This is a genomic window from Buttiauxella noackiae ATCC 51607 (assembly GCF_001654865.1).
Taxonomy (GTDB): domain Bacteria; phylum Pseudomonadota; class Gammaproteobacteria; order Enterobacterales; family Enterobacteriaceae; genus Buttiauxella; species Buttiauxella noackiae.
Genome location: NZ_LXEO01000038.1, coordinates 96,394 through 107,979 on the forward strand (window position 1 = coordinate 96,394; position 11,586 = coordinate 107,979).

Below are 11,586 nucleotides of genomic sequence, written 5' to 3' on the forward strand. Positions count from 1 at the left end.
TGAATTAGTTGCGGCCAAACGCCGGGCGTTTACGGTCGAATGTCCAGCCTGGCACCAGGTATTGCATTGCCGTCGCGTCATTGCGCGAACCACCCGGAAGGGATTTATACACTTCGTGGGCTTTCTGCACCTGTTCCCAGTCAAGCTCAACACCTAAGCCTGGTGCATCCGGCACCGCGATTTTGCCGTTAACGATTTGCAGCGGGGATTTCGTCAGGTGCTGTTCGCCTTCCTGCCAAATCCAGTGTGTGTCGATGGCCGTTGGTTTGCCCGGTGCTGCGGCGCCAACATGTGTGAACATCGCCAGTGAAATATCAAAATGGTTATTAGAGTGACAACCCCACGTCAGGCCCCATTCATCGCACATCTGCGCGACACGCACGGCTCCGCTGAGCGTCCAGAAATGTGGGTCGGCTAACGGAATGTCCACCGCATTAAGCATGATGGCGTGATTCATTTCGCGCCAGTTGGTGGCAATCATATTGGTTGCGACAGGCAAGCCGGTGGCGCGGCGAAACTCAGCCATCACTTCACGACCGGAGTAACCTTGTTCTGCGCCGCAAGGATCTTCGGCGTAGGTCAGGACATCGCCCATTCCTTTGCACAAGGTTATGGCTTCATCCAACATCCAGGCACCGTTTGGATCAACGGTAATTCGCGCATCCGGGAAGCGTTTTTTCAGCTCGCGCGCGGCGTCCAGTTCTTGCTCACCCGGTAAAACGCCACCTTTAAGCTTGAAGTCTTTGAAGCCATAACGGTCTTGCGCGGCCTCGGCAAGTCGCACAATGGAATCGCTGCTCAATGCTTCCTGATGGCGCAAATCGTACCAGGCATGTTTTGCATTTTGTCCGTCCAGATACGGCAAATCAGTTTTGCTGCGGTCGCCGATATAGAACAGATAACCAAGAACGGTCACTTCATCACGCTGCTTGCCTGGCCCAAGTAATTCGCAAACTGGAACATTGAGCGCCTTGCCGAGCAAATCGAGCAGGGCCGCTTCCAGCGCCGCCACCGCATTAACGCGCAGTTCGAATGTCCACGCACCTTTGCCAAAAGTATCGAAGTCCGCCGACTGGTTACCTTTATGAACGTTCTGTACCACGCGATTCATTCGCGCAACTTCCTGGCCCACGACTTGTGGAATTGCATCGACCAGCGTCTGGTAAATCACTTCACCACCCGGTGCTTCACCCACGCCGATATGCCCGGCGTTATCGGTAAGAACCACAATGTTGCGGGTGAAAAATGCGCCATGAGCACCGCCGATATTTAGCAGCATGCTGTCATTTCCCGCTACAGGAATGACTTTCATATCAGTAATAACCGGGCTTGCCTGAGTATTCATGATTAGCGTCCTGTAGTGACGGGTTTAAGCTCAACACGTTTGATGTCGCCGACGATGACCAGGTAGCTCAGTACCGCGACAACCGCGTGAATCCCAACGTAAATCAGTGCACCGTTAAATGAACCGGTTGTACCGACAATGTAGCCGATAGCAATTGGCGTCACGATGCCAGAGACGTTACCGAACATATTGAACAGGCCACCGCTCAGGCCGCTGATTTCCTTTGGTGCGGTATCGGCCATCACAGCCCAACCCAGCGCACCGATACCTTTGCCGAAGAATGCCATCGCCATAAAGCCAACAACCATCATTTCTGATTCAACGTAGTTACAGAACACCATGCTGACCGAGAGCAACATACCCAGTACGATTGGCGTTTTACGTGCAATATTGAGTGAGCCAGTACGTCGCATCAGCCAGTCGGAAATCACACCACCGAGCACGCCACCTACGAATCCACAGACCGCTGGAACTGAGGCAACAAAGCCGGCTTTCAGAATCGACATGCCCTTTTCCTGCACCAGATAAACCGGGAACCAGGTAATGAAGAAGTAGGTTAAAGCGTTAATACAATATTGGCCGATATAGATCCCAATCATCATGCGTGATCCGATCAACTGTTTGATCTGGCCCCACTTCTGCGCCATTGGGATATGTTCTTTGGGTTTCTTCTGATCCATGTTGATCAGCGCGCCGCCCTCTTCGATGTATTCCAGCTCTTTCTTGTTTACACCGGGATGGTTGTTCGGCTCATGAATCACTTTTAGCCAAACAAAGCTGATGATGATGCCCAGTCCGCCCATGAAGAAGAACACATGTGACCAGCCTACTTCATGCGTCAGCCAACCCATGATTGGCGCGAAGATGACCGTCGCGAAATACTGTGCGGAGTTAAAAATGGAAACCGCTGTGCCGCGTTCCTGTGCCGGGAACCACGCAGCGACTATTCGGCTATTGCCGGGGAAGGAAGGCGCTTCGGCAAGACCCACCAAAAAGCGCAGCGTAAATAGTGCGATGATGATGCCAAAACCACTGAAGATATCGACGAAACCTTGCAGCAAGGTAAACAGCGACCAGATAAAAATCGACCAGAAATAAACCCGTTTTGAGCCAAATTTATCCAGCAACCAGCCACCGGGAATTTGCCCTATGACGTATGCCCATGAAAACGCGGAAAATACATAACCCATGCCAATCGGATCGAGGCCGATATCTTTTGCCATTTCTGAACCGGCAATCGATAACGTAGCGCGGTCACCATAGTTAAACGAGGTGACGATGAAGAGCATTACTACTATCCAATAACGAGCGTTGGTCCTTTTTTCGGCAACGCTCGCCGTTTGGCTAATTGTATTCATGTTGCACTCCTGAATTATAGCTTTTGTGCCCTTGATAATTCGAGTTGCATCACGGCGGCAAGATAGCGAGTCCCGATGAGCTTAGTAAACTAAGTGGTTCGGGCGAGCGAACGTAGCCAACAACGATCCAGCTTGAAGAATGAAGGGAATAACTACAGTTCATTCTGTACGTGTAGGGTCATCAGAATGAGGGTTCGGCCTGTCCACAGTATTTTTGTGATGCTGTATCTGCGGTTTTTATTTGGCTGCTGGAAAGTATATGAAGGGAGTTAAAACGCCTCACCGTGCAATGACACAAGTTTATCGCGCGTTTATTGAGCACTTTATGGCGTATGTCCAACGTGCTGGGGGATGGTTCACGATTTTTGAAACAACCGGATAAAATGAAGGGATTAAACTTGGGGTGAAACGAAGTGCAAATTTTATTCGGAGGGCAGGTAAGTGTGATGTTACCCGCCCCTGGATTCATGCTGTTACTTTAACAATGCAGCCCACTGCTCAACCCATGGGTTAGAGATAGATTCGGGTTCGGGATGATCGTTAGCATCAATGGCTAAAACTGTGCCCACACGTTTAGCACCCTGCTCTTGCAGTAAGGCATCAAACTGCTTCCCGCCACCACAAAAATGCTCGTAGTTGCTGTCACCTAATGCAATCAAACCGTAATGCAATTCAGGCTGGTAACCGATTTTGTCTTTGAGCGCCTGAAACAGTGGAACAATACTGTCTGGCAAATCGCCCTGGCCGGTTGTGGAAGTCACAACCAACACATATTGATCGCGATATTTTTGCCAGTCTGCGAGTTCAGGATCTTCGAATACTGTTGCTTTATGACCATTCTTTTTTAGGATCGCTGCGGCTTCTTCTGCCACCAACAGCGAGTTTCCATACATTGTGCCTACAAAAATTCCCACTTCGGCCATCAGTTAACTCCTTGCGTTACGGCTGTATTATTCATCCTGGCCGTTGCTTGCAACAAACTCAACCTTTTCGATATCACTGAGCAATCCGCTCCAGCCAAACTGTGACATCATCTGCATCCATGTGTCATCAAGGCTGGCACGAAGACACAGCGGTTCACCGGTAACCGGATGATTTAGCGAAAGCTGACTTGCATGAAGCATTAAACGCTGGCAGCCAAAATGTTCAGCAGCGGCCCGGTTTTGGCGCAAATCGCCATGTTTTGAGTCACCAATCATCGGGTGGCGTAAGTGAGACATATGACGGCGTAACTGATGTTTACGACCCGTTTTAGGTTCCAGTTCAACCAGGCTGTAGCGCGCTGTTGGGTAACGCCCAACCGGAACCGGCATTTCTACCGTTGCCAACCCACGATAATGCGTTACCGCAGGCTGTGCCTCTTTATCCTGAGTCGCTTTTTTATCGGCGATTTTATCCAGCTCTTCAACGAGCGGGTAATCAAGCACCGCATCATCTTCAAGCCAGCCACGCGTCACAGCATGGTAGCGCTTCTGAATCTGGTGATTTTCGAACTGCTGAGATAACAAATGCGCGACTTCGCTGGAAAGCGCCATCAGCAACACGCCGGATGTGGGTCTATCGAGGCGATGAACGGTGAAAACGTGTTTGCCGATTTGATCACGTACGGTTTGCATCACAAAAACGGTTTCATGCCGGTCAAGCCAGCTACGGTGAACTAACCAACCAGAAGGTTTATTAACCGCCACCAGCCACTCATCCTGATAAATAATTTCCAGCATTATTTCGTGTCACTCGCAAACAAGGCATCAAGATCTTGCAACGCTTTTAGCAGCGGATCGCGCCCGATATGTGCCGCATCCAGCGCCATTTCGTAATAAGGCGCGAGGGCAAAATCAGCAGGCAGAGGGTGTTGAGCGTCAAGAAGTGCGTGCATTCGGGGAATCAGAACCCACTGTAGCCATTCATGGGGCTGCATTGTATCCAGGCAAAACGGCTGCGTGCTTTCAAAGGCTTCAGCGTTCGGTGCACAGCCCTGCCAAAGTTGATGGTCACGCAAAACTTGTTCAATGATAAGTAAATGCTGGCGTACCAGCGCGTGGCGTTCCATGAAAACCTCCGGCATCAGTCAAAAGAAGCCGGCAATCATACCACTTCTTGCTAGGGGCGAAAAAAAGCATAAAAAAAGGGAGCACTGTATAAAACAGTGCTCCCGGTTCGTTTCGCAGCTAATCCGGCTACTTTTGGTGCTCCCTGCTCGTCCGTGACAACTATGTCCTGTGGTCTCCTGACCTACATTCCTTCGTACTCGCGTCCTGCTACCATCATCCTGAGGTGTTCCGGCATCATCCTGATGCAATATCCTTCGGTCTTCCAGACCCACCGAACATCCAAATTCGGCTCTCTTTCTCCGTCCTGGAGGTGTCCCTTACTCTTCCTGAGTGATCCTTGCTTCGTCCCGAAGCCTTCCTTGCAACACCATCCTGGTGTGTTCCGCTTCTTCAATGAAGTGACATCATCCTGACATCTCCTTCACTTCCCGACTTCCTGTCGACGGACATAGAATCTACCATTTCGTTCACTCTGGCAAGGCACTCACAACTGAAGCTTAAGATAACCTTCATTCAAAAGTCGATCAGAATAAACGTAACATTATGATAATTAATAATAATATTTTTAACCGTCAAATAAAGTCTGCATGTAAAGTTAGAGATCTCTTACAGCTTGTGTAAGAGATCTCTCACAAGCCCATCAGCGATCTTCGCTTAAATAACCTGTGGCTCAAGGTTGTTAAGGAATGAAATCAGCGATGGAGCGAGTGTTTTGCGCTGCTTAGTACCAATTTTCTCCAGCACAACTTCACCCGTTAAATTGCAAAGCGACACCACTTCCATTTCATCCGGAGTGGTTGCCAGGAACAGTGTCGGCGGGATTTTCAGACGTTTTTGCGTAACTAAATGGCCAATCAGGTTTTCCTGAACGCGCTGAAAATCATCTTCGCTCCAGGCCTGTAACAACGTTAACGCCTGCTTGCCCAAAAGCGCTGGCATATCGCCGGCAAATTGCGTGGTGTAGAACTGATGCGCCGCAGGCTGTAATGCAATGTCCATTGCTCGCTCTACCGCACTTAGATCGTTTTCCGGTGTAAAAGGCTGCGGTTGCCAACGCACATCGTCATCCGTCGTTGTCACGATACACGGCGACGGTACACCATATAATTCTTCGCTTACAGGCCATCCACCTACCTGCTCACGCCATGCATGACAAAAGCGATTGGTAAAATCTTCCAGTGCCTGACGTACGTCGTTATCCACCAATTTCTCACTCCCTCAAGGCTGCGGTACAATAAAGGCCAATTGTACCTGCATTCTATTGGTGACACATGTCTTATGAAAAACACCAGGCGCTGAGCGGCCTGACGCTGGGCAAGCCAACCGCTTACCAGGATAAATACCAGGCATCTTTACTACAGCCTGTACCACGTAGTCTTAATCGTGACCCGCTTGGCTTACAGGCTGATAACCTGCCATTTAGTGGCGGCGATATCTGGACCTTGTACGAGCTGTCCTGGCTAAACAGTAATGGTTTACCTCAGGTCGCAGTCGGGCATGTGCAGCTTGATGCAAACAGCGTGAATCTGATTGAGTCCAAAAGCTTTAAGCTTTATTTAAATAGCTTCAACCAGACGCAATTTGCCGACTGGGAAACCGTTCAGGAGACGTTAAAGCGTGATTTAAGCGCCTGCGCGCAGGGCGATGTGAGTGTGGTGTTATTCCGCCTGCATGAACTTGAAGGCCAGGAAATTGCGGCGTTCACCGGCGAGTGTATTGACGACCAAAATATCACTATTGATAACTATGAATTTAACACCGATTACCTCAGTGGTGCAGCTGGTGACGAAATCGTAGAGGAAACACTGGTGAGCCACCTGCTGAAATCTAATTGCCTGATCACCCACCAGCCAGATTGGGGTTCCGTGCAGATTCGCTACCGTGGCCCACGCATTGACCGGGAAAAGCTGCTGCGCTACCTGGTGTCTTTCCGTCATCACAATGAATTCCACGAACAATGCGTTGAGCGCATCTTCAATGACATCCAGCATTTTTGTCACCCGGAAAGCCTGAGCGTTTACGCACGCTATACCCGTCGTGGAGGACTAGATATCAACCCGTGGCGCACAAATACCGATTTCCACCCGGCATTTGGCCGCCTGGTTCGCCAATAAGTGCGAAACACCTCGCAGCCTACGGAGGGATTATTGTTTTCAGGTTGTTAAATTCAGCTTAGCGAGGCTATTGTAATCATTGGGAGCGGCACTTTACGCTTCGTAAGGAGTTAACTTGATTACACATATTAGCCCGCTAGGCTCAATGGATATGTTGTCGCAACTGGAAGTGGACATGCTTAAACGCACGGCCAGTAGCGACCTTTATCAACTGTTTCGCAATTGTTCACTTGCCGTACTTAACTCAGGAAGCCAGACCGATAGCAGTAAAGAGCTGTTGTCGCGTTACGAAAACTTCGATATCAACATCTTGCGCCGCGAACGTGGTGTCAAACTCGAACTGATTAACCCTCCTGAAGACGCTTTCGTCGATGGTCGTATCATCCGGGCTTTGCAAGCTAACTTGTTTGCCGTATTACGCGATATTTTATTCGTCAACGGCCAGCTATCCAGCGCAGGTCGCTTCCAGAATCTCGATCTGGAAGACCCGGCAAATATCACCAATATGGTGTTCTCTATCTTACGTAATGCCCGTGCACTGCACGTCGGCGAAGCGCCAAACCTGGTCGTATGCTGGGGTGGGCACTCAATCAACGAAAACGAATACCTCTATGCGCGTCGCGTCGGCACTCAACTAGGCTTGCGTGAGCTCAATATTTGTACCGGCTGTGGCCCTGGCGCTATGGAAGCCCCAATGAAGGGGGCGGCTGTAGGCCACGCTCAACAACGCTACAAAGAAAGCCGTTTTATTGGCATGACAGAACCGTCAATCATTGCAGCAGAGCCACCGAATCCATTGGTGAATGAGCTGATTATCATGCCGGATATCGAAAAGCGCCTTGAAGCGTTTGTTCGTATTGCGCATGGCATCATTATCTTCCCAGGTGGGGTAGGTACTGCGGAAGAGCTGCTTTACCTGCTCGGCATTTTGATGAATCCTCACAACCATGATCAAGTATTGCCATTGATTCTGACCGGGCCGAAAGAAAGTGCTGACTATTTCCGTGTACTCGACGAGTTCATAGTCAATACCGTGGGTGAGCAAGCACGCCGTCATTATCAAATCATTATTGACGACCCGGCTGAAGTGGCCCGTCAGATGAAAAAGGCCATGCCGAAAGTAAAAGAGAATCGCCGTGAAACGGGTGATGCTTATAGCTTCAACTGGTCGATTCGAATCGCGCCGGATTTGCAGATGCCGTTTGAGCCAACCCATGAAAACATGGCAAATCTCAAGTTGTATCCAGACCAACCAGCAGAACAACTGGCGGCCTCTTTACGTAGGGCATTTTCAGGAATTGTTGCGGGTAACGTTAAAGAAGGCGGGATCCGTGCAATTGAACAGTTCGGCCCCTATAAGATCCACGGTGATGCAGACATGATGAAACGCATGGATGTTCTTCTTCAGGGTTTTGTCGCTCAACACCGTATGAAATTACCTGGCAGTGCTTACATTCCTTGCTACGAAATCTGCACCTGAATCCCAAGGGCGGAAGTACTCCGCCCATCTTTTTTTCTCCATTTTTTCACCCTTCTCCAGATTTATTCACCCTCCTGAATGTTACCGGTATCAGAATTTATCACTACATAAAAACTTATGCTTTCATATAAATTGTCTCTAAAAATCGTGCTTATACAGACAATTACACCACACCACACCACACCACAATAATGAAACTGCGTTTTATAAACTAAAATAAATTCAATTTTAGGGTATAAACACTGCCTGAAATATCACGCACAGACTGAAAAACTGCAAAAAACCATACAAACAGTGGATTCTTACATTTGGGATCTCGATCACTGATGAATTGACGACATGAATGTATCTTTCCGCCCGCTGATTATCACTGGCCAAAATTACTATAAAACCCACCGTAAACAGCATTAAGTTTCAGTAGTCAATGGCAAGTCATCGCGATTGAACCAGATTTCGAATCATATGTTCCTTTGGAGAAGTAGTAGATGGAAACCACTCAAACCGGCAGTATTGCCTCTGTCGAGAGCAAAAGTTCATGGCGCAAGTCCGATACCATGTGGATGCTGGGGCTATACGGCACCGCAATTGGTGCAGGCGTTTTGTTCTTGCCAATTAACGCCGGTGTTGGCGGCCTGATCCCGCTGTTCATCATGGCAATTCTCGCCTTCCCGATGACTTTCTTTGCCCACCGTGGCCTGACTCGCTTCGTGCTGTCAGGTAAAAACCCGGGTGAAGACATCACCGAAGTTGTAGAAGAGCACTTTGGTGTGGGCGCAGGTAAAGTCATCACCCTGCTCTACTTCTTTGCTATCTACCCAATTTTGCTGGTTTATAGCGTTGCTATTACCAACACCGTTGATAGTTTTATTACTCATCAGTTGGGTCTGGTTTCTCCGCCGCGCGCGCTTTTGTCCCTGATTCTGATCGTCGGCCTGATGACTATCGTTCGTTTCGGCGAGCAGATGATCGTTAAAGCGATGAGTATTTTGGTCTTCCCATTTGTTGCCGCTCTGATGATTTTGGCTCTGTATCTGATCCCTAACTGGAGCAGCGCTGCATTCGATACCATGTCATTTAGCGCAAGCCCGGCAACCGGTAGCGGTTTGTGGATGACATTGTGGCTGGCAATTCCGGTCATGGTGTTCTCCTTTAACCACTCACCAATCATCTCTGCATTCGCTGTAGCGAAACGTAATGAGTACGGTGAAGAAGCTGAGAAAAAATGCTCCCGCATCCTGTCCTACGCACACATCATGATGGTCATTACCGTGATGTTCTTCGTATTCAGCTGCGTACTGAGCCTTTCTCCAGCAAATCTGGCGGAAGCAAAAGCACAGAACATCTCTATTCTCTCTTACCTGGCTAACCACTTTAATGCGCCAGTGATTGCGTGGATGGCACCGATTATCGCTATCGTCGCTATCACCAAATCCTTCCTCGGCCACTATTTAGGTGCTCGTGAAGGCTTCAACGGAATGGTTATCAAGTCCCTGCGCGGCAAAGGTAAGAGCATCGAAATCAGTAAGCTGAACCGTATTACTGCAATCTTCATGCTGGTGACCACCTGGATTGTTGCCACCCTGAACCCAAGCATTCTGGGGATGATTGAAACTCTCGGCGGCCCAATCATTGCGATGATTCTGTTCCTGATGCCGATGTATGCGATTCAGAAGGTCCCGGCGATGCGCAAATACAGCGGCCATATCAGCAATATATTTGTGGTAATTATGGGTCTGGTCGCTATTTCTGCTATCTCTTACTCTCTATACTCGCTGTTCATCTAACAGTTCTAAACCGCCGGCTTCCTGCTGGCGGTTTTTTCATTAAGTTATTCAGGCAACGGACGCAACATGATTAGCGTATTCGATATTTTCAAAATCGGTATTGGCCCTTCCAGCTCCCATACCGTCGGCCCGATGAAAGCCGGTAAGCAATTCGCAGACGATTTAATCGCGCAAGGGATTTTGCAGAACGTCACGCGGGTAGTGGTTGATGTATATGGTTCACTTTCCCTCACCGGCAAAGGCCACCATACCGATATCGCCATTATCATGGGTCTTGCTGGCAACATGCCGGACACCGTCGATATCGATGCTATCCCTCACTTCATTCAGGACGTGAATACTCACGGTCGTCTGTTACTGGCAAATGGCCAGCGTGAAGTGGAATTCCCGGTCGATAGCTGCATGAACTTCCATGAAGACAATCTTTCACTGCACGAAAACGGAATGCGCATTACTGCGTTAGCCGGTGATAAAGCTATCTACAGCCAAACTTATTACTCCATCGGCGGCGGTTTTATCGTTGATGAAGCACACTTTGGCCTCGAAGAGACTCAACAGACTGTCGTTCCATATCCATATAAGAGTGCGGCAGATTTGCAGCGTCATTGCAAAGAAAGCGGGCTTTCATTGTCAGGCTTGATGATGCTGAATGAACGCGCGATGCGTCCTCAGTCTGAAATTGATGCACACTTTGCCAACGTATGGAACGTCATGCGCAGCGGTATCGAAAGAGGTATCACCACCGAAGGCGTGCTGCCGGGTAAAATGCGTGTACCGCGCCGCGCCGCAGCATTGCGCAGAATGTTGGTCAGCAGTGATAAGAACAACTCCGACCCAATGGCTGTTGTGGATTGGATTAACATGTTCGCCCTGGCGGTGAATGAAGAAAATGCTGCCGGTGGGCGTGTTGTTACAGCCCCAACAAACGGCGCATGTGGCATCGTTCCAGCGGTTCTGGCCTATTACGACAAATTTATTCGCGAAGTTAATACCAATTCTTGTGCGCGGTATTTCCTTGCCGCCGGTGCGATTGGTTCTCTGTATAAGATGAACGCATCAATTTCTGGTGCAGAAGTCGGTTGCCAGGGAGAGGTCGGCGTTGCCTGTTCGATGGCGGCGGCAGGTCTTGCTGAGTTGTTGGGTGGCAGCCCAAGCCAGGTGTGTATTGCTGCGGAAATCGGCATGGAACATAACCTTGGTCTGACATGTGACCCGGTTGCCGGGCAAGTTCAGGTGCCATGCATTGAGCGTAATGCTATTGCGGCAGTGAAAGCGGTGAATGCGGCACGTATGGCATTGCGCCGTACCAGCGAACCTCGCGTCTGCCTTGATAAGGTTATCGACACCATGTACGAAACAGGCAAAGACATGAACGCCAAATATCGAGAAACTTCTCGCGGCGGTCTGGCTATGAAAGTGTCCTGCGATTAAAAACAAAAACCCGCTGAAAGCGC

The 11,586-nt window shown here is 49.4% G+C and carries 11 protein-coding genes; 5 read left to right on the forward strand and 6 right to left on the reverse strand.

What is annotated here, in order from left to right:
* Nucleotides 1-4 precede the first annotated feature (4 nt).
* Nucleotides 5-1,345, reverse strand: coding sequence for an enolase C-terminal domain-like protein (locus M979_RS13170; protein ID WP_064555196.1), 1,341 nt, complete (start codon nucleotides 1,343-1,345; stop codon nucleotides 5-7).
* 2 nt (nucleotides 1,346-1,347) lie between these two features.
* Nucleotides 1,348-2,703, reverse strand: coding sequence for an MFS transporter (locus tag M979_RS13175; protein WP_034457503.1), 1,356 nt, complete (start codon nucleotides 2,701-2,703; stop codon nucleotides 1,348-1,350).
* A 259-nt stretch (nucleotides 2,704-2,962) separates the two neighbouring features.
* Between M979_RS13175 and M979_RS23930 the strand changes: the two genes are divergently transcribed.
* On the forward strand, nucleotides 2,963-3,085 hold the full coding sequence (locus tag M979_RS23930; protein WP_280643565.1) for a hypothetical protein: 123 nt from the start codon (nucleotides 2,963-2,965) through the stop codon (nucleotides 3,083-3,085).
* A 91-nt stretch (nucleotides 3,086-3,176) separates the two neighbouring features.
* Here M979_RS23930 and M979_RS13180 read toward each other — a convergent pair whose 3' ends face one another.
* From M979_RS13180 to syd, 4 genes are all read right to left on the reverse strand, one after another.
* Nucleotides 3,177-3,626 (reverse strand): flavodoxin, encoded by a 450-nt coding sequence (locus M979_RS13180; RefSeq protein ID WP_034457505.1) that lies wholly within the window; start codon nucleotides 3,624-3,626, stop codon nucleotides 3,177-3,179.
* Between the two features lie 27 nt (nucleotides 3,627-3,653).
* A complete protein-coding gene (truC, locus tag M979_RS13185) occupies nucleotides 3,654-4,424 on the reverse strand; it encodes a tRNA pseudouridine(65) synthase TruC (protein WP_064555197.1) in 771 nt (256 codons plus the stop codon).
* The gene (locus M979_RS13190) at nucleotides 4,424-4,753 is read right to left on the reverse strand and encodes a YqcC family protein (protein ID WP_034457509.1); all 330 of its coding nucleotides are present in this window, start codon (nucleotides 4,751-4,753) and stop codon (nucleotides 4,424-4,426) included. Before M979_RS13190 ends, truC begins: the two co-directional genes overlap by 1 nt.
* Before the next feature lie 655 nt (nucleotides 4,754-5,408).
* Nucleotides 5,409-5,957: a SecY-interacting protein gene (gene syd, locus M979_RS13200; RefSeq protein WP_034459928.1), complete on the reverse strand. Its 549-nt coding sequence runs from the start codon at nucleotides 5,955-5,957 to the stop codon at nucleotides 5,409-5,411.
* Nucleotides 5,958-6,025: 68 nt separating this feature from the next.
* Between syd and queF the strand changes: the two genes are divergently transcribed.
* From queF to M979_RS13220, 4 genes are all read left to right on the forward strand, one after another.
* Nucleotides 6,026-6,868, forward strand: coding sequence for an NADPH-dependent 7-cyano-7-deazaguanine reductase QueF (queF, locus tag M979_RS13205; RefSeq protein WP_064555199.1), 843 nt, complete (start codon nucleotides 6,026-6,028; stop codon nucleotides 6,866-6,868).
* Between the two features lie 115 nt (nucleotides 6,869-6,983).
* On the forward strand, nucleotides 6,984-8,348 hold the full coding sequence (gene ppnN / locus M979_RS13210) for a nucleotide 5'-monophosphate nucleosidase PpnN (RefSeq protein ID WP_034457515.1): 1,365 nt from the start codon (nucleotides 6,984-6,986) through the stop codon (nucleotides 8,346-8,348).
* A gap of 485 nt (nucleotides 8,349-8,833) precedes the next feature.
* Entirely contained in the window at nucleotides 8,834-10,132 is a 1,299-nt protein-coding gene (locus M979_RS13215; RefSeq protein ID WP_034457517.1) for an HAAAP family serine/threonine permease, read from the forward strand.
* Between the two features lie 66 nt (nucleotides 10,133-10,198).
* The gene (locus tag M979_RS13220; RefSeq protein ID WP_034457519.1) at nucleotides 10,199-11,563 is read left to right on the forward strand and encodes an L-serine ammonia-lyase; all 1,365 of its coding nucleotides are present in this window, start codon (nucleotides 10,199-10,201) and stop codon (nucleotides 11,561-11,563) included.
* The last annotated feature ends 23 nt before the right edge of the window (nucleotides 11,564-11,586 follow it).

Bases quoted from the DNA above. Each gene is read 5' to 3' on its own strand.
- M979_RS13170 (WP_064555196.1), bottom strand. From the start codon at position 1,345: ATGAATACTCAGGCAAGCCCGGTTATTACTGATATGAAAGTCATTCCT.
- M979_RS13175 (WP_034457503.1), bottom strand. From the start codon at position 2,703: ATGAATACAATTAGCCAAACGGCGAGCGTTGCCGAAAAAAGGACCAAC.
- M979_RS23930 (WP_280643565.1), top strand. From the start codon at position 2,963: ATGAAGGGAGTTAAAACGCCTCACCGTGCAATGACACAAGTTTATCGC.
- M979_RS13180 (WP_034457505.1), bottom strand. From the start codon at position 3,626: ATGGCCGAAGTGGGAATTTTTGTAGGCACAATGTATGGAAACTCGCTG.
- truC (WP_064555197.1), bottom strand. From the start codon at position 4,424: ATGCTGGAAATTATTTATCAGGATGAGTGGCTGGTGGCGGTTAATAAA.
- M979_RS13190 (WP_034457509.1), bottom strand. From the start codon at position 4,753: ATGGAACGCCACGCGCTGGTACGCCAGCATTTACTTATCATTGAACAA.
- queF (WP_064555199.1), top strand. From the start codon at position 6,026: ATGTCTTATGAAAAACACCAGGCGCTGAGCGGCCTGACGCTGGGCAAG.
- M979_RS13215 (WP_034457517.1), top strand. From the start codon at position 8,834: ATGGAAACCACTCAAACCGGCAGTATTGCCTCTGTCGAGAGCAAAAGT.
- M979_RS13220 (WP_034457519.1), top strand. From the start codon at position 10,199: ATGATTAGCGTATTCGATATTTTCAAAATCGGTATTGGCCCTTCCAGC.